This window comes from Salinigranum marinum, assembly GCF_024228675.1.
Taxonomy (GTDB): Archaea; Halobacteriota; Halobacteria; order Halobacteriales; family Haloferacaceae; genus Salinigranum; species Salinigranum marinum.
Window position 1 is genome coordinate 2556839 of sequence record NZ_CP100461.1, and the last position, 16427, is coordinate 2573265.

General features: G+C 64.6%; 16 protein-coding genes and 2 pseudogenes. 15 read left to right on the top strand and 3 right to left on the bottom strand.

Going from position 1 to position 16427, the window contains the following annotated elements:
• Positions 1-56: 56 nt before the first annotated feature.
• Positions 57-779, bottom strand: coding sequence for a hypothetical protein (locus tag NKJ07_RS12645; protein WP_318567178.1), 723 nt, complete (start codon positions 777-779; stop codon positions 57-59).
• A 473-nt stretch (positions 780-1252) separates the two neighbouring features.
• Between NKJ07_RS12645 and NKJ07_RS12650 the strand changes: the two genes are divergently transcribed.
• Positions 1253-1624 (top strand): Cdc6/Cdc18 family protein, encoded by a 372-nt coding sequence (locus NKJ07_RS12650; protein ID WP_318567179.1) that lies wholly within the window; start codon positions 1253-1255, stop codon positions 1622-1624.
• 125 nt (positions 1625-1749) lie between these two features.
• Here the strand turns inward: NKJ07_RS12650 and NKJ07_RS12655 are convergent, their stop codons facing one another.
• Entirely contained in the window at positions 1750-2871 is a 1122-nt protein-coding gene (locus tag NKJ07_RS12655; protein WP_318567180.1) for a putative sulfate/molybdate transporter, read from the bottom strand.
• Positions 2872-3121: 250 nt separating this feature from the next.
• Between NKJ07_RS12655 and NKJ07_RS12660 the strand changes: the two genes are divergently transcribed.
• The 6 genes and pseudogenes from NKJ07_RS12660 (at position 3122) to NKJ07_RS12685 (ending at position 6670) form a co-directional block, all read left to right on the top strand.
• Complete coding sequence (locus NKJ07_RS12660) at positions 3122-3568, top strand: hypothetical protein (RefSeq protein ID WP_318567181.1); 447 nt, start codon at positions 3122-3124, stop codon at positions 3566-3568.
• Positions 3564-4477: pseudogene (locus tag NKJ07_RS12665) on the top strand (RNA-guided endonuclease InsQ/TnpB family protein); the annotation flags it as partial. The gene NKJ07_RS12660 and the pseudogene NKJ07_RS12665, both read left to right, overlap by 5 nt.
• 25 nt (positions 4478-4502) lie before the next feature.
• Positions 4503-5378: pseudogene (locus NKJ07_RS12670) on the top strand (SRPBCC family protein); the annotation flags it as partial.
• Positions 5379-5380: 2 nt separating this feature from the next.
• Positions 5381-5773 (top strand): DUF7542 family protein, encoded by a 393-nt coding sequence (locus NKJ07_RS12675; RefSeq protein WP_318567183.1) that lies wholly within the window; start codon positions 5381-5383, stop codon positions 5771-5773.
• 66 nt (positions 5774-5839) lie between these two features.
• Entirely contained in the window at positions 5840-6331 is a 492-nt protein-coding gene (locus NKJ07_RS12680) for a cupin domain-containing protein (RefSeq protein WP_318567184.1), read from the top strand.
• A gap of 159 nt (positions 6332-6490) precedes the next feature.
• Positions 6491-6670, top strand: coding sequence for a hypothetical protein (locus tag NKJ07_RS12685; RefSeq protein ID WP_318567185.1), 180 nt, complete (start codon positions 6491-6493; stop codon positions 6668-6670).
• 147 nt (positions 6671-6817) lie between these two features.
• Here the strand turns inward: NKJ07_RS12685 and NKJ07_RS12690 are convergent, their stop codons facing one another.
• A complete protein-coding gene (locus tag NKJ07_RS12690) occupies positions 6818-7897 on the bottom strand; it encodes a TrmB family transcriptional regulator (protein ID WP_318567186.1) in 1080 nt (359 codons plus the stop codon).
• A gap of 60 nt (positions 7898-7957) precedes the next feature.
• On the opposite strand from NKJ07_RS12690, the gene NKJ07_RS12695 reads away from it, so the two are divergent.
• The 8 genes from NKJ07_RS12695 to NKJ07_RS12730 all read left to right on the top strand — a co-directional run bounded on the left by NKJ07_RS12695 (position 7958) and on the right by NKJ07_RS12730 (position 16347).
• Entirely contained in the window at positions 7958-9145 is a 1188-nt protein-coding gene (locus NKJ07_RS12695; RefSeq protein ID WP_318567187.1) for an MFS transporter, read from the top strand.
• A 64-nt stretch (positions 9146-9209) separates the two neighbouring features.
• Entirely contained in the window at positions 9210-10469 is a 1260-nt protein-coding gene (locus NKJ07_RS12700; RefSeq protein WP_318567188.1) for an outer membrane protein assembly factor BamB family protein, read from the top strand.
• A 198-nt stretch (positions 10470-10667) separates the two neighbouring features.
• Positions 10668-12065, top strand: a complete 1398-nt coding sequence (locus tag NKJ07_RS12705; protein ID WP_318567189.1) for an FAD-binding oxidoreductase — start codon at positions 10668-10670, stop codon at positions 12063-12065.
• Between the two features lie 130 nt (positions 12066-12195).
• Positions 12196-13020 carry a helix-turn-helix transcriptional regulator gene (locus tag NKJ07_RS12710; RefSeq protein ID WP_318567190.1) on the top strand — a complete coding sequence of 275 codons (825 nt, stop codon included), beginning with the start codon at positions 12196-12198 and terminating at the stop codon, positions 13018-13020.
• Between the two features lie 113 nt (positions 13021-13133).
• Positions 13134-13562, top strand: a complete 429-nt coding sequence (locus NKJ07_RS12715) for a CopG family ribbon-helix-helix protein (protein WP_318567191.1) — start codon at positions 13134-13136, stop codon at positions 13560-13562.
• 135 nt (positions 13563-13697) lie between these two features.
• Complete coding sequence (locus NKJ07_RS12720; RefSeq protein ID WP_318567192.1) at positions 13698-14729, top strand: ABC transporter substrate-binding protein; 1032 nt, start codon at positions 13698-13700, stop codon at positions 14727-14729.
• Entirely contained in the window at positions 14726-15568 is an 843-nt protein-coding gene (locus NKJ07_RS12725; protein ID WP_318567193.1) for an ABC transporter permease, read from the top strand. The genes NKJ07_RS12720 and NKJ07_RS12725 overlap by 4 nt, the downstream gene beginning before the upstream one ends.
• On the top strand, positions 15559-16347 hold the full coding sequence (locus tag NKJ07_RS12730) for an ABC transporter ATP-binding protein (protein ID WP_318567194.1): 789 nt from the start codon (positions 15559-15561) through the stop codon (positions 16345-16347). Before NKJ07_RS12725 ends, NKJ07_RS12730 begins: the two co-directional genes overlap by 10 nt.
• Positions 16348-16427 lie beyond the last annotated feature (80 nt).

The window sequence follows — 16427 nt, forward strand, 5'->3', positions numbered from 1 at the left end:
CCGACACAATCATGATGAACGATAGTAAAATTGCGATGTTTTTTTCTTTCATTTTATTATGTTTTTGATTGATTTGAACTGTCCGGTCCGATAACTTCGATGATAAGTCCGTTGAAATCAGCGTAGAACGTCTCGCCGAGTTCAACACGTCCCTCCTCAACTACCGCAGTGCTGTTGTCTACGATTCTGATCGTCGTTCCATCGTGTGCGACCCGCTGGACATCAGAGGCGGAGTCAGAGAAGACGTATTGCCTGATACGAACACGATCGCCTTCTTCGCCGACCACCGGTGGCTCCGGTGCCGATGCGTTCCGTCTGACGACGGATAGACCACGCTCCGTTGCACCCCCATCGCTTGAGATCACGAGGACGTTGAATCCGGGGCGGTAGGTTCCGTTCGCCTCGAGAACAGTTCCTGGGCTAGGGAAGTCCTCAGCGCGGTGTTCGGGGGTATGCTCAAAATGAATAAGAATGCTGGCGTTTGCGAGCGCCGCAGGCCCGGTTTGAACCTCGGTTACGTACAGCACGGAACCGTAGTTGAACGTCCCGAACTGCCCCTGTTCGGGATTTCTTGGAGTCGGGTTTTCCAACTCTGTGGGTTCGGTAGTGAGCACCCCAGTGACGGCCACGTCTGTCGGGCTCTGGATGGAACTGAGTGCCGTCGGGCTTTGTGTCGTAGTCCCACCCGAAGAGGCTCCGCTGCAGCCGCACAACACGATCAATAGGGAAAGAGTCACCGAGAGTTTCGAGCTGGACAGAAGATGCCTACTGTTTGTCATCGAGGGGATGCGATAGTCGGCGGTTAGTTAGATCTCTGTTCATCCGGATTAGCCTAAGCTGTTGGATCAACGTCTCTGATACTGAGAGACACGTCGTGGATCTGCGTCATGTGATAGCACGGTTCGAAAAGTGTATATCAATATAATATATCTTTCGATCTTAATTACCGTATGCTCAACTAATGCGTCGCTGTCTCGATCGAGTACGCACGAAACAAGAGCAGACGGTGGCTTCCGCGAGAGGTTCGAAATGAACCAGTCCGTCTGTAAGAACACTCACGGCAATAGACCGCTCATGCACCGGCTCCGATCGAGCCCAGTGTGTTACGGCAACGATTGGGAGCGAGTGCCGGTCGACGAACGAGCTGACTGCGAGTGCGAGATGCCGGAACGAGACGCCAGTGAATGGAAGATTGAGACCATCTGAAAGCGAGATTCACAACCGTTTTGTCACGTCTTGGCAACAGTCGACTATGACCGAACTGTCCGACATCGACGCGACGACACTCACCCACCGAGTGGTCCTGCTCGGCGTCGCCGAGTTAGGCGGCCGGGACGACACGCCCGCCCACGCGGGCGACGTCGTGAGCACCTGCGTCGACCGCGTCGACGAGGTCGGCGGGGACGTCCTCGGGCGGCTCTCGGAGGCCGAAGTCGCGCGGGCGCTCAACGAACTCGAAGAGGCGGGTCTCGTCGAGCGGGCCGACGTCGGCGACACGTCCGCCGTCGGCAAGGGTCGACCCGCGTACGTCCTGCCGATGGACGTGCGGGCGCTGTGTGAGACGCTGGGTGACGACGACAGGCTTGACGCGCTCGTCGATCACGTCCGGACGGTCTGTGAGTAGGCCTGCCGGACCGCAGCTGCCGATCCGGAGCAAGTGAACGGGGTTCCGAGAACCGGACCACGGAGTAGAACGCGGCGCGAGTCGCCGGGTGCGGCGAGACGCCGCTCCCGCCAACCGCCGTGTTATCAGGACTCGACCGGTTCGTGTCCGAGTCCGGGACGAACCCGGTCGACGAGCAGCGAGGCCGCGACGCCGACGACGAACGCGACGCCGACGTTCGTGAGCAGGCCACAGAGCCCGACGCCGGCCGTGAGCCACAGGCGGTCGGTCGCGAGCGCCCCTCGGCCGAGTTCGACGGCGACGAGCGCGAGGAGGACGCCGAGCATCGCCATCGGGAACGCGGCGAACACGCCGACGGCGAACACGGCAGCGAGCGCGTAGCCGCCGGCGAGGATGAGATTGGCCCCGGCCGTCCGGGCACCGAAGGCGTACTTGCCGGCGAGGCCGCCGCTGCCGTGACACATCGGGAGCGCGCCGAGCGGGACGGCCGCGAGGTTCATCACGCCCATGCTCGTCGCGAGGTCGTCCGGGCTCACGTCGGCGTCGAAGTACTCCGAGAGCAACAGCGAGGTCGCGACGGCCGCGTTCCCGACCGTCATGGCGAGTTGGCCGACGACGCCCTCGGCGGTCGCCGTCGTGAGCGTCGAAGCGGCCGGAAGCGTCGGCGCGAGCGACGGGACGGTGACGGCGAGCGCGGCCGGGTCGGCGCGGCCGAGCGCGAGGGCGAAGCCGAGCGCGAGGACGGCGAGCGTGCTCGCGTTTCCGGAGAGCAACAGGGTCGCCCCGAGCGCGACACCGAGCCCGAGAACGGCGAGCGCGGGCGCGCTGAGCGACAGGTCGACCGCGGTCTCCAAGAGGACGAGCGCCACGGCGAGTTGGACGCCTCGAACGACGGGGCGGGAGACGACCCGCTGGACGTGTGCGAGACCGCCCGCGCGGCCGACGGCGAGGAGCACCACGCCGGCGAGCAGCCCCGCCGCGGCGAGTTCGCCGACGGTGAGTGCCCCGGCGATAACGAGCGCGGCGAGCGCCTTCATCGGCTCGACCGACAGCGGCACGCGGTAGTACAGCCCCCAGACGACCTGGAAGACGGCGAAGCCGAGGAGGACCCGCGGGAGCGACAGCGTCGTCAGCGCCGTGACGGCGACGACGATTGGGAGTACGGTAACCGAATCACCCAACGCGCCGGTGAGTTCGTCGACGGAGAATCGAACGGGACGGACGTGGCCGTCTTCCGTCGAAACCATTGGACAGGACACAGTTCGTTCCTGCACTAATCAAGCTTCGCAGTAATCTCGGACGGCTACTGCGCGCCGGACGATTAACGAACAGTGGTTACGTATGGGCGTCCGTCGACGAGGACAGACACGGGCACGGAGTGGTGGTGCACCGCTCCCGGCGGACCGTTCGCTGGGGCGGACCGCGGTCGAGACGGTAACTCAAACGCCGGTTGGAGTCTGGCGGAGTCCTTTTGCGTCGCGGTTCGAGGCGCCACCCATGCGCTCTGAGGCCTTCTTGCTCCTCGGTCTCCTCGTGCTCGCAGGGTGTACGGGATCCGTAACCGACGGGTCGACGGCGTCGTCGCCGGGAGTCGAGCGGACGCCGACCGTGGAGACGACCACGGCCACGGCCACCCCGTTCCCGAACACGACCGTCGCCTTCCCCGCGGGACCGAAATCGCGGCAGGCGCTCCTGGAGACGATCACCGCCGAGACGGCACGGGAGTACGTGGTCCGCCACGAGTACCGGTACAGCTACAACGAGCTGTGGTCCGGGCCGGAGACGGAGGTCGGGATGTCCGATGCCTCCTGTGGGGTGCGGTCGACCGAACCGGAGGCGAGCGGCTACGTCGTCACCGTCCGGTGTACGGCCTACGTGAACGAGCCGTCGAGCGGCGACACGACGCGGACCCGACACGCCGACCTGCCACCCTGGAACGTTTGACGACGATACCGTGTCGCTCTCGACAACAGAGAGCAGAGTCCGATGTCAGCTTGCTCTCCCTGATGCCGACGATGGCTACCAACGGCAGTACATCGATTCAGACACATGGAGCGTCACAGAAAGCACGCTCACCGCTCGTGAAGGCGACTACTTTTTGCATATCGGCTTACGCCGACCCAAGAACGATACTGAGAGCAATACCGCCGAGGACGGAACGGTCCTTGGGGTTGATCTCGGTATCGAAAATCTCGCCGTCACCAGCACCGCCCACTTCGTTAGCGGGCGGGAGCTAGCCCACAACCTCCGTGAGTTTGAGAGGTACGCGCCGGACTCCACCAGACCGGAACGCGAAGCGCCCACCGAACGCTCGAACAGTCGAGTGGCCGGGAACTCCGATACGTCCGCGACGTGCTACACCGGGCGTCAAATGCAATTGTGAACGAAGCATTTCGGTATGAGTGCGACGTAATTGCGTTCGAGGACCTGACGGAGATCCGCGATCGCACAGGCGCATCGTGGGGACACAAATGGGCGTTCAGAACACTGTACGAACAGGAGGAGTACAAAGCCGAATTGGTGGGCGTTTCAGTGACGCAAGTTGGGTCGGCGTACACGTCGAAACAGTGCGCCGAATGTGGGTTCACGGCAGACGAGAATCGTCCGACACGCAACAATTTCCGGTGTGTGAAGTGCGAATCGGAGGCGAACGCAGATTACAACGCAGCGAAGAATATCGGAATGCAGTATGTCCGTCGAGGCGAACAGTCGTCTCGGCGGACGGGCAACAGTCAGCTTGCCCTGAAGTCTGGAACGGTGACGCCAAGTGGTGGATTTACCGCCCACCCGGAAGGGTTCGAGGCCGAGTTCATGGACAAGCCCCTGCCTCACCGAGCGAACCCGTCAGGGTGAGCGAAGTAGGGTGGGGTCGTTGACCGTCTGTGCCCACCGCGGGTCGAAGATGGTCGAAGACACCCCCATGTCGGATCCCGGAGACGCGTCGCGGATCCAGTGTCCGTACCACCTCTGGACGTACGACCTCGACGGGGACCTCCGGAGCACGCCGAAGAGCTTCGAGGAAGCCAGCCTGAACCCGGATCTCGACGACGCGGACGTTCCGGGCGTCGACGCCGAGGCGAACGCGCTCCGGGAGGTCGCTCTCGACAGCATCGGACCGCTCCTGTTCGTCAACTTCGCGGACGACCCGATGCCGCTGGCAGAACAGGCCGGAGAGATGAAAGAGCGGCTCGACCGCCTGCCGCTCGGCGAGTACGAACACGCCCGCCGCATCGTCTCGGAGGTGGAGTGTAACTGGAAGGTGTTCGCCAGCAACTACTCCGAGTGCGATCACTGCCAGGCCAACCACCAAGACTGGATCGAGGGCATCTCGCTCGACGAGTCGGCGCTCGAAGTCAACGACTACCACTGGGTGCTGCACTACACCCACGAGGCGGACGTCGACTCCGACATGTCGCTGCACGACGAGCACGAAGCGCAGTTCCACTACCTGTGGCCGAACTTCACGCTCAACATGTACGGGACGGCCGACGGTTACGGCACGTACATCATCGAGCCAATCGACGAGAGCCGGTTCGCCCTCGTCGCCGACTACTTCTTCCCCGACTCGGAGTTGAGCGCCGAAGAAGCCGCGTTCATCCGGACGAGTCGACAACTACAAGAAGAGGACTTCGAGCTCGTCGAACGGCAGTTCGCGGGGCTCGAGATGGGCGCGCTCTCGCAGGCGCAACTCGGTCCAAACGAACACACCGTCCATCGGCTCCACCTGCTGGCGCAGGAGGCGTACGACGCCTGACGATGTGTCCGAAACGCCGCCCGAGCCGCTCGAACCGAGCGCGCGCTCCCTTCGTCGTCTCCTGTCCCGACTGCGAGCGCTCCCACGCGGTCGACCGACCGAACGAGGCGGTCGCGTTCTTCCGCCGCCACGAGCGCCTCACGGGCCACGCAGTCGAGTGGGAACGCCCTGCTCTCGACGTCGAAGGCCTCCGTGCCGCCCCGACCGACCGGAGCCTCGACGCCGTCATCTCGTGGTTGGACGAACAGTACGACGACGGCGTGCCGCTCGGGGTCGTCACCGCAGTGCGGAGCGACCAGGGCGTCTCGATGCACGAGACGTTCGAGGCGATCGAAGCCCGGCGGCTGTCCGGGGCGCTGTACGAACCCCGCGACGACCACCTCCAGCCCGTTTGACCCCTCACTCGTCGAGTTAACAGGGGTCACGGCTAGTTTATGTCGGCGTTCGTCCTCTTGATTGCGATGCGTTCACAAAGCACACCTACGGCGAAGTACGACCTCGAACTCGGCCGCCTCGGTGCGAAACTCGCGGTCTCGGCGGACGAAACCGAGGCCGCCGTCGCGGTCGTCGAGCACACGCTCGCCCCGCGTTCGCTCGCCGCGCCGTTGCACCGCCACAGCCGCGAGGACGAGATCTCCTACGTGCTGGCCGGTGAGATGACCGTCCTGGCCGGTGACGAACGCTCGACCGTCTCGGCGGGGGAGTTCGCAGTGAAAGGGCGGGACACCTGGCACACCTTCTGGAACGCCGGTGACGACCCGCTTCGGTTCCTCGAGATCATCGCGCCGGGCGAGTTCGCCGGCCTCTTTGCGGAGGTCGCCGAACTCTTTCCGCTGGACCCGACGGACGAAGAGAAGATGGCCGGCTATCAGGCGATCAACGAGCGCTACGGGTTCGAGGTCGACTTCGAGAGCGTCCCGCGACTGTGTGAGGAGTACGGACTCCGGATGTAGTGCACATCGTCCGGACGCCGGTGTCGGCGATTCCGGCGCTCCCGGCGATCCGACTCGAACGGAGCCCGAAAGTACGGCTCTGTCGTCGTTTTCCCATTCGTGATAATTTTTATTCGTTCTGTAGTAAATCTTTTTGCCTCGGGGCGCGTCCGGGAGAACATGGGACCGAGAATCACCCTCAGCAAGCCCTACCGCGGCTTCGACGCGGAGACCGAGTTCGAACGGATCGCGACGTACGGCGGCTGGCACCTCGCGGCGGCCAAACTGGAGGCCGCTGACGGCTCCGACCGACGCATCGAAGTGACCGCCGGCGAACTCAAGCAGCACTTCGCCGCGTAGCGACACCGTCCGGGATCGCCCCACGGATCGATTTTTGAGTGAGAACGGAGCACGGCGGGAGTGGCTGCCGCAGACCCTCGTCAGGGACGGCCGCGTGGGATATCGAGGGGCGGACCCGGGACGTCGACGGGCGGGGCCGAACTCCGTCTATCCAGTGTCGGACCCGTCGTACAGCGTTATCGACACCGCCCCGTACCCTTCGTAGAACGGCTGGAGGCCCCCGTCAGTTCCGCCGGTCGCGATGCGTCCGTCCGGCGTGTCGAACACGAAGCTGTTCTCGATGGGGAACTCGTTCGTGGGTTCGCCGACGAGGTTCTGACGGACCTCGGCGACGGGGACGCGCTCGTACGTCGTGGTCTCGTCGGATCCGACCGCCCGGACCGTGACGTCCGCGAGGAGAGTACGGCCGGCAGCCCGGTGGAGGGACGCGTGTGTGACGGCCGTGCGGACGTGGTCGTACGTCGCCGGCAGCGGGTCGGGGTCGGTCTGATAGCGAACCTCGCCCATCGGCCAGAAGTTGCTGATGGCGTTGCCGAAGAAGCCCCCGGCGATGTCCTGCTGTGCGAACACCAGTGCGTACGCCGAGCCGTGCCGCCCCGAGAGGAGGCTGTGTGCGCCCATCACACCCCGGTGCTCGTCGGCGACGACGGTGACGGGTGGCGTCGCGTCCCACGTCTTCACCAGGGTTCCGAACCGCTCCCAGTCGACGGACGGCGACGACTGGTCGAGCGGTGCGACGAGTTGGAGGTAGATCGTCACACCCCGATCGATGGCCGCCGAGAGCGGCTCTCGGAGGTGTGTGAACTCGGTCGACGGGACCGTCAGCACCACCTCGTGGCGCGCCCGTTCGACGGTCCGGGCGATGCGCTTGCGGACCGTCGCCCGGGAGCGGACGATCTCGACGGAGGGTTCGCTCACGTCCGACCGTCGGAACAGCGTCTCGATCGCGTCGCTCAGCCGGTCAAGTCGCTCGCTGAACGTTCCGAGCGCTTCGTCGGGTGGGCGAGCGCGGAGGAGCGTCGGACTGGCCGCCTCGTCGACGGTGATCAACCCCCGATCGGCGAGTTCGGCCGCGAGTTCGTAGACGTACCCCTGTGAGACACCGGCCGCGGCCGACACCTCGTTCGTCGTCGCCTCGCCCGACCGGAGGATCGCGAGGTACGCCTCGGCCTCCTTCTCCGAGAGGCCGAAGCTCACGAGATGAGTGCGGAGCGCGTCTTCAGACATGGAAGAGGATTGTATGACTACCTACAAAATACTTTTCCGGAGCTGTGTCGTGGTCGGGGCATGGAGACGGCCACCCAGGGCGAACCGGCACGTGCAGCCGACAGCCGTCGACGGTGGACGCTGGCGGTGTTCGCGTTCATCGCACTCGAGGGGGCGACTCGGCAGGTAGTCGGGGCATTGATCCCCACGTTGCGGACGAGTTTCGGAACGCCGGAGTGGCAGTTGGGGCTCGTCGCGCCGGCGGGAACGATCGGTTTCTTGCTGCTCGTCGCCGCCTCCGGCGCGGTCGCCGGGCGGGTCGACACCCGCCGACTGTTGTTTTTCGGGATCGTCGGGAGCGGCGTCGGTGCCTTTGCGATGGGACTCGTCCCGTCGTTCGGGGTCTTCCTGGCCGCACTGACCCTCCGTGGAGCGCTCTCCGGCGTCGGCCGTGGCGGTGATCGACCGCTGTTGAGTCACCTCTACCCCCACCATCGCGGCCGCCTGTTCGGCTTCTACGACATGATGTGGGCCGTCGGGGCCACGCTCGGACCGCTCGTCGTCACGGCGGCGCTGTGGGCCGAGAACTGGCGACTGGCGTACTACGCGCTCGGCGTGTCTTACCTGCCCGTGGCCGCGCTCGTCTGGTCGCTCCCGAGTCCGTCCGTCGACGGCGGCGACGATCCCCTGACCCGTGCCGGGGTGTACCGGATCGCTCGAAAGCCGGCGGTGCTCGTGATGGCGGCAGGCATCCTGTTTTCGGCCGGAGTCGAGGGGGGACTGTTCACGTGGCTGACGACGTACGCACAGGGACGGCTCTCCGGATCGCTGGTGACGGTGTCGTTGAGCGTCCTGTTGGTCGCTTACGTTCCGGGGCGGTTCGCCGCGGGGTCGCTCTCCGACCGGTTCGGCTACCTCCCGTTGGCGTTCGGGTTAGGGGTGCTCTGTGTGCTCTCCACCGCGTACACGTTCGTCCTGGCGTCCGGGCCGTTCCTGCTGGTCGGGGTGTTCTGTGTCGGACTCTCGCTGTCCGGGCTGTATCCGACGCTGCTGGCGTACGCGACGGAGAGCACACCCGAACACAGTGCGCCGGTCAACGCGATCGGGTTGGTCGTCGCGTCGGTCGGTATCGCCGGCGTGCCCGCCGTGATGGGGTTCGTCATCGAGGGATCGGGCGTCGCCGCGGCGATGCGACTCCTGATCGTCCCCCTCGTCGGACTGATCGTCGTCACCGCTGTCGCGTGGAGACGCCTCGGAACGGCCGCGTAGACGGGGGGCGGCGAGGCGGTCGGGAGAACGCAAAGAGAGAGCGACGGGGCAACGAGGTGTCGTCGTGTCTGGCGGAAAGTATATTTATTTGTCTGCTGAAGTGGAATGTGTGAGAAGACGGAACGTTCTCGGGCTGATCGGTACGGGGGTCGCTGGGACCAGTGGCTGCCTCCGGTTGCAGGGCGGGGAGAATTCGACGCCGGACGGGTCGTCGACGCCGGCGGGGTCACCGACGCCAGATGAGACTCCGTCGGATGGAACTCAACCAGACGACGGATCCGCGGAGGTAACGCTGACCGAAAGTTGGACCGGCGAGAGGGGTATCGACTTTATCTGGACAGTCGAAGGGGTTTTTTATTACAACGGTTACAACTACGCCGCCGAGGCGTCACACGGTGACGGCGTCAGGTGGTCGGCCGACACGACGCACGACGGGGTAGATGAGAACCTGGGTGCCGATGCGTTTGCAACCGATGGTCGGCACATGGTTTTCGGGTACGTTCCGGACCCCGAAGGGAACGAAGAGCAAGGTGGTCACTTCCACGCATACGACAGAGGAACCGGTGAAGAAGTGTGGGCCGCGAGTGCGCGGTCGGATGGAAAGCACAACTACACGATCGGTGCTACAGTGATCGACGACATCGCCGTTCTCGCCGTCACGGACTACGGGTCGATGAGTCAGCAAGAACCGCTCGTATGGGGCGTCGATATCGAAACAGGCGAAGAGAGATGGCGGACCGACCAGTCGGCACTTCCGAGGTCGTTCATCAGCTATCTCGGCAGTTACGACGGTGAGGTTTACGTTGGGATGATGCCAGGCGGTGTGCAGGTGCTCGCAGGCGACACGGGCAGGGTGACTGACACACACGAATCGTGGTATATAGACAAATCCTGGGGCGAATCGTTCGGGGAGATACACGGAGAGACACTGTTTGCGGCCTCCGAAGAAACGCTCGCCGCGCATCCACTCGGAGGGAACGGTCTCTCGTGGTCGACATCCGGGCTCGGTAGCGTGCACACGCCCCCCGCAGTCGACAATTCGCTGGTCGTCGTTGGCACCGAGGAGGGCGATGTGTACGCGTTCGAGCGTGGCTCCGGTGAGACGCGGTGGGAAGCCAGCATCACCAACCCCGTGGGGGCGATCGAAACGACGGGATCACACGTCTGGGTCGGGGATACGGATATCGGGCTGACGGCCTACGACCGAGAGACCGGTTCGCTGGTACACCGGTCGACGAAATCCGTCAACGGCGACGACATCGCCGTCGCGGACGACGTCCTGCTGCTCGGTGGGGACACCGCGACGGCGTACACGATCGACTGAGGACGCCGGGAGAGTTCGACCCCGGCAGGGTTGACTCGGCCGAGAGGTGCGAGTTCGAGCCGGACGGCAGCCGGAGACGGGTTCGTGCGGCTCTGTGCGTCCGGTCGGGGGCGACAGGGAGACGGACGCGTTCACCTAGTGAAACATTTCATCGATTATCATCAAGTAGACATGAGTCGTAGAGGAGGTGATCACAACATGGCAGTTGGCTTCGAAATCGACGACGCGGTGGCACAGGAGCTCCGAGACGGGTTCATCGGAGACGTACTACTCTCGGAGGACGAGGAGGCCTACGACGAGGCACGGTCGGTCTGGAACGGGATGATCGACCGACGACCGGCGATCATCGCCCGGGTTGCGGGGACGGCAGACGTAGTTAAAGCGGTGAACGTCGCCCGCGAGCACGACCTGCTCGTCTCGGTGAAAGGTGCCGGCCACAACATCGCGGGGAACGCCGTCTGCGACGACGGACTAATGATCGACCTCTCGCGCATGAAATCGGTCCAAGTCGACCCCGGGGAGAAAATCGCGCGCGTTGAGCCGGGTGTCGTTCTCTCCGAGTTCGACCACGAGGCGCAGGCGTTCGGCCTCGCGACGCCCGTCGGCTACAACTCCACGACGGGTATCGCCGGGCTCACGCTCGGCGGGGGGTTCGGCTGGCTCAGCCGGAAGCACGGCCTCACCGCGGACAACCTGCTCTCGGCCGACGTCGTCACTGCTGCGGGCGAGTTCGTCCACGCGAGCGAGGAGGAGAACGCGGAACTCTTCTGGGGGCTCAGAGGCGGGAGCGGCAACTTCGGTATCGTCACCTCGTTCACCTTCCGGCTTCACGAGGTCGGTCCCGACGTGCTGTCCGGACTGCTCGTCTACCCGATCGAAGACGCCACCGAGGCGCTCCGCGGGTATCGTGACTTCACCGCTGGCGCGCCGGACGAGGTAACCGCCTGGTTCGTCCTTCGTCACGCCCCACCGCTTCCCTTCCTCGCCGAGGAGTGGCACGGCGCGCAGATACTCGCCATCGCCGTCTTCTACGCCGGCGACATGGACGAGGGTGAGGCGGCGTTCCAGCCCCTCCGTGCGGTGGGCGACCCCATCGCGGACGTCGTCTCGCCGCACGTCTACGCGGAGTGGCAGCAGGCGTTCGACGGCCTGCACGAACCGGGAGCGCGCAACTACTGGAAGTCACACAACTTCGTCGAGATCACCGACGAGATGATCGACACGTTCGTCGACTCCATGGCGACGATGCCGTCGCCGATTTCGGAGATCGCCGTCGCCCAACTCGGCGGCGCGATCAACGACGTGCCGGTCGAGGCGACCGCCTACCCGCACCGCAACGCCGAGTTCCTGATGAACCTGCACACCCGCTGGGAGAACCCGGGCCAGGACGACGAGTGCATCGCGTGGGCGCGCGAACTGTACGACGCGATGACGCCCCACGCGACCGGTGGCGTCTACGTCAACTTCGTCCCCGAGGACGTCGGGCAGGAGCAGGCCGCCTACCGCGAGAACTACGAACGGCTGGTGGCGCTCAAGAGCGAGTACGACCCCGAGAACCTCTTCCGGATGAACCAGAACGTAAAGCCGGTGGCCTGAGTTCCCGGGCACTCTCTTCTCCGTCGACCCCGAACGCCCGAGAAGGGAAGCATCCACGGATCGTTTGGGAGGTCGGATCGACTGTTAATTGTTAACAAACGTTTATCCTTGACTGAGGAGTGAGATGTGCATGGAGTCACCGCTCGAAGACATCGAATTCCTCGCCCGCTCGGAACACCGGACGGCGGTGCTCGATGCGCTGGAGCAGTCCGTGCGTGACCGCGCCGACCTTCGCATGATGACGGGTGCCTCCGCGCCGACCATCAGCCGAATCCTCTCGGATTTCGAGGAACGACGGTGGGTTCTCCGGAACGGCCCCGTGTACGAGGCGACGCAGCTCGGCGAGTACGTGGCCGAAGAGTTCGGCGAACTTCGCGACGCGATGGCGACGGAGCGGAAGTTACGCGACGTCTGGCGATGGCTCCCGCGCGAGATGGAGGGGTTCACCGTCGACCTGTTCGCCGATGCGGTGGTCTCGTACCCCGGTCCTGGCTACCCCTACGAACCCGTCGAACGCGTCACGTGGCTCATCGAGGAGACGACAGCCATGCGCGGCTTCGGAACGACCGTCTTCAAGTCGATAAACAACGAGACGGTCTGCCTCTGCGTCGACGAGGGCATGACGTACGAGTACGTCTACTCGCCCGAGGTGCTCCGGGCGACCGTCTCGTGGAACCCCAAGCGGGTGTTCGAGGCGGCCGCGCACGACAACTGCACCATCCTCGTCAACGACGCCCTCCCCGACGAACAGCGGTGTGGGCTGGGCATCTTCGACGACCGGATCGGGATCTGCTGTCACGACGGCCGGACGGGCGCGCTCGAAGCGATCATCGACACCGACGCACCGGAGGCGCGCGAGTGGGCCGTCTCGGTCTTCGACCGGCACCGTGCCGCCGCACGACCGCTCACCGAGAGCGAAGAGGCCGAACTGTTCCCGCAGGAACTGGTCGCCTGACCGCTCGTCGTCGGGTCGGCGACCGCCGTGTTCGGCCAGCTGAACATCACGCGCAGCGCGGATTCCACAGCCGAGTAATAACTCTTAATATTTCGTGACGGCTGAGTTATTACATGACCGTCGTCAGTGTCTCGATGCCGGAAGAATTGCTCAACCGGATCGACCAGTTCGCGGACGACCACGGCTACACCGGCCGGAGTGAGGTACTCCGTGAGGCGAGCCGCAACCTCCTCGGCGAGTTCCAAGACAAGAAGCTCGAAGACCGCGAGCTGATGGGCATCGTCACCGTCGTCTTCGACTACGAGACGACCAGCGTGGAGGAGAAGATGATGCGCCTCCGCCACGAGTACGAAGACGTCGTCGCCTCGAACTTCCACAGCCACGTCGGCGGCCATCACTGCATGGAACTGTTCGTCCTCGAGGGATCGCTCGAGGAGATCTCCACGTTCGTCGGGAAGATCCGGGCAACCAAAGACACGCTCACCGTCGACTACTCGGTCCTGCCGGTCGACGACTTCGGCCCGCTGGCGGATATTAGCTAAACCGTTTTAACACACTGTTCGTTCCCGAGTTCACCGACACGGCGGCAACTGCCGGGTCCAGCGACCGCCGAATATTAACTCCTCGAGGTAAAATCGCAGTTTTTATTAATTTAAGTGCTATATTTAACAATCACGATGACGCCCCTCACTCGACGGAACGTGCTCCGCGGAGCCGGTGCGAGCGTGGTCGCGGCCTCGACCGTCGCTGGCTGTCTCGGACGGAGAGGAAGCGGAGCCCTCGACGCCCTCACCCTCGCGTACGTGCCGATCTACCCGAACATGCAACACTACGTGATGTCCGAGGAGGGCTACTACGACGACGTTCCGGCCGACGTCACTGTCGAGCGCTTCAGCACCGGCCCGAGTGTCGTGAAGGCCTTCGCCAGCGGGAGCGTCGACGTCGCCCTGTTCGGCATCACTCCGGCGATGGTGCTCGTCGACAAAGGCACCGAAGCCGGCGTGCTCGCGGCGAGTTCCAGGAACGGCTTCAAGCTCATGGCGACGACCGAGGTCGTCGACCTGTACGAGCGGGAGGGCCCGACCACCTTCGAGCGCTTCGAGCGGGAGCACGGGCGCAGGATACGGTTCGGGGCCCCGCCGGACGGGAGCGTCCCCGACATCGTCCTGCGGTACTGGATCGAAGAGGAGTTCGGCGTCGGCGAGATGGAGTCGGTCGTCGACAAGTCGAACGTCCCGCCGGCGAAGGCCGTCCAGACGATCCAGTCGGGCGACATCGACGCGACGATCGTCCAGGAACCGTTCGCGACCATCGTCGGTCAGGACGACGCCTTCGATGGGCTCGCGTGGTCCGGTGCCGTTCTCGAAGACCATCCCGTCACGGTGCTGTTCGCGAACCAGCGGGTGATCGACGCCAGGGAAGTCGCGCAGTCACTGGTCGAACAGCACGTCGCGGCGACCGAGTTCACGACTGAATCGCCCGACACGGCCGCAGCTCACGCCGCGTCCGTGATCGGCTCTGGCGTGAGCGAGGACCTCGCCGCGGCGGCTATGCAGTCCCGTGCCGCCGACTTCCTCTCGAACCCGCACACCGTCACCGACCAGGCGGCGACGATGGGCGACTTCGTTGCGAGTGTCGGCAACATCGACGAACCGGTCGCGACGGCGGACCTGTTCGCCGTCGAGGCCTACGACGCCCTCCAGTCATGAGTTTCCGGACTGGTGTCAGCACCGAGGCGTCCGAGCCCACCCGGATCAGGGGCGACCTCCGTCGATATCTCCGTGGTCTCGGGGGGCTTGGTGTCTTTCTCGTCGTCTGGTGGGTCGGCGCGGCGACGACCCAGCCGTCGTATCTCGTACCGGGACCCGTCGACTCGGCCCGGGCGTTCCTCGAACTGTTCGCGACCTCGACCACCGTCGCCGTCCCCCTCGTGCGTGCCGAGGTGGTCCTGCCGACGGGGTTCGCACACCTCGCACAGACGCTGTTCCACTACGTTCCCGGGTTGCTCGTCGGCGCAGCCAGCGGGATCGGTCTCGGGTTGACGATGGGGTGGAGCGGGAGACTCGACGATTGGTTACAGCCACTCGTCCGGGTCCTCCGCCCGATTCCGCCGCTCGCGTGGATCGTCTTCGCGATCGTCTGGTTCGGTATCCACCACACCGGCGCGGCGTTCATCGTCTTCGTCGGGGCGTTTTGGATCAACTTCTACGGTGCCTACGGGGGGGTCGAAGGCGTCTCGGGCGAGTTGACCGACGCCGCCTCGACGCTCGGCGTCGAACGTGACTGCTCGATGCTGCGGCTCGTCGTGCTGCCGAGTGCGACGGCGCAGGTGTTGACCGGGTTCCGGACGAGCATCGGTCGGTGCTGGATGATCGTGGTCGGCGCCGAACTGTTCGGCGCACCCGGCGTCGGCTACGAGATCATCAACGCCTCGAACAACCTCGCGATGGCGACCAGCGTCGCCTACATGTTCCTCATCAGCCTCGCCTTCCTGTGTACGGACGTCGGGTTTCGACTCGTCGAACGGAGGGTCCTCGCGTGGCGCTGAGTGATACGTCACCACCGGAGAGAACGGCCGGCGGGGAGATCGAGATCAGGAACGTCAGCAAGGCGTACGAGTCGACGCAGGCGCTCGCAGGCGTCTCCGTTTCGGTCGCGGAAGGGGAGTTCTGCTGTGTCGTCGGGCCATCAGGCTGTGGCAAGACCACGCTACTGCGGACGATTGCCGGGCTCGAAACCCCCGACAGCGGTTCGGTGGTAATCAATGAAGAGCCGGTCACCGATCCGGGTCTCGATCGAGGGATGGTCTTTCAGGAGTACGCGCTGTTCCCGTGGCGGACCGTCCGCGGGAACGTCCGGTTCGGTCTCGACCGGCCCGCGTGTGACTGCCCGGACTGCGAGGCACGAGTCCGGGACCTGATCGACCTCGTCGGACTCGACGGGTTCGAGGGCGCGTACCCGAAGGAACTGTCCGGTGGGATGAAACAGCGCGTCGGGATCGCCCGCGCGCTCGCCGTCGACCCGGCAATCTTGTTGATGGACGAGCCGTTCGCGAGCGTCGACGCACGGACACGCGACCGTCTGCACGGTGAACTACTCGACATCTGGGCACGGACAGCCCAGACCGTCGTGTTCGTCACTCACGACATCGACGAGGCGGTGACACTAGCCGACCGAGTCGTCGTCATGGACGCCGACCCCGGCACCGTCCAGTCGACCGTCTCGATCGACCTAGAGCGCCCGCGCGAGCGGACGGCTCACGGCTTCGTCGACCACGTCGCACGGATCAGGGACGAGCTCGGCAGCCCGAACGGTACTAACTACTAGCAGCTACTTCCCGCAAAGTTAGCAAAATTATAGAATAACACCGCTATATCTATTATCTCTGAGCCAAGTTTTATTATATG

Excerpts from the sequence above, each read along its gene's own strand:
- NKJ07_RS12645 (WP_318567178.1), bottom strand. The coding sequence starts at position 779 with ATGACAAACAGTAGGCATCTTCTGTCCAGCTCGAAACTCTCGGTGACT.
- NKJ07_RS12650 (WP_318567179.1), top strand. The coding sequence starts at position 1,253 with ATGACCGAACTGTCCGACATCGACGCGACGACACTCACCCACCGAGTG.
- NKJ07_RS12655 (WP_318567180.1), bottom strand. The coding sequence starts at position 2,871 with ATGGTTTCGACGGAAGACGGCCACGTCCGTCCCGTTCGATTCTCCGTC.
- NKJ07_RS12660 (WP_318567181.1), top strand. The coding sequence starts at position 3,122 with ATGCGCTCTGAGGCCTTCTTGCTCCTCGGTCTCCTCGTGCTCGCAGGG.
- NKJ07_RS12675 (WP_318567183.1), top strand. The coding sequence starts at position 5,381 with ATGTGTCCGAAACGCCGCCCGAGCCGCTCGAACCGAGCGCGCGCTCCC.
- NKJ07_RS12680 (WP_318567184.1), top strand. The coding sequence starts at position 5,840 with ATGCGTTCACAAAGCACACCTACGGCGAAGTACGACCTCGAACTCGGC.
- NKJ07_RS12685 (WP_318567185.1), top strand. The coding sequence starts at position 6,491 with ATGGGACCGAGAATCACCCTCAGCAAGCCCTACCGCGGCTTCGACGCG.
- NKJ07_RS12690 (WP_318567186.1), bottom strand. The coding sequence starts at position 7,897 with ATGTCTGAAGACGCGCTCCGCACTCATCTCGTGAGCTTCGGCCTCTCG.
- NKJ07_RS12695 (WP_318567187.1), top strand. The coding sequence starts at position 7,958 with ATGGAGACGGCCACCCAGGGCGAACCGGCACGTGCAGCCGACAGCCGT.
- NKJ07_RS12705 (WP_318567189.1), top strand. The coding sequence starts at position 10,668 with ATGGCAGTTGGCTTCGAAATCGACGACGCGGTGGCACAGGAGCTCCGA.
- NKJ07_RS12710 (WP_318567190.1), top strand. The coding sequence starts at position 12,196 with ATGGAGTCACCGCTCGAAGACATCGAATTCCTCGCCCGCTCGGAACAC.
- NKJ07_RS12715 (WP_318567191.1), top strand. The coding sequence starts at position 13,134 with ATGACCGTCGTCAGTGTCTCGATGCCGGAAGAATTGCTCAACCGGATC.
- NKJ07_RS12720 (WP_318567192.1), top strand. The coding sequence starts at position 13,698 with ATGACGCCCCTCACTCGACGGAACGTGCTCCGCGGAGCCGGTGCGAGC.
- NKJ07_RS12725 (WP_318567193.1), top strand. The coding sequence starts at position 14,726 with ATGAGTTTCCGGACTGGTGTCAGCACCGAGGCGTCCGAGCCCACCCGG.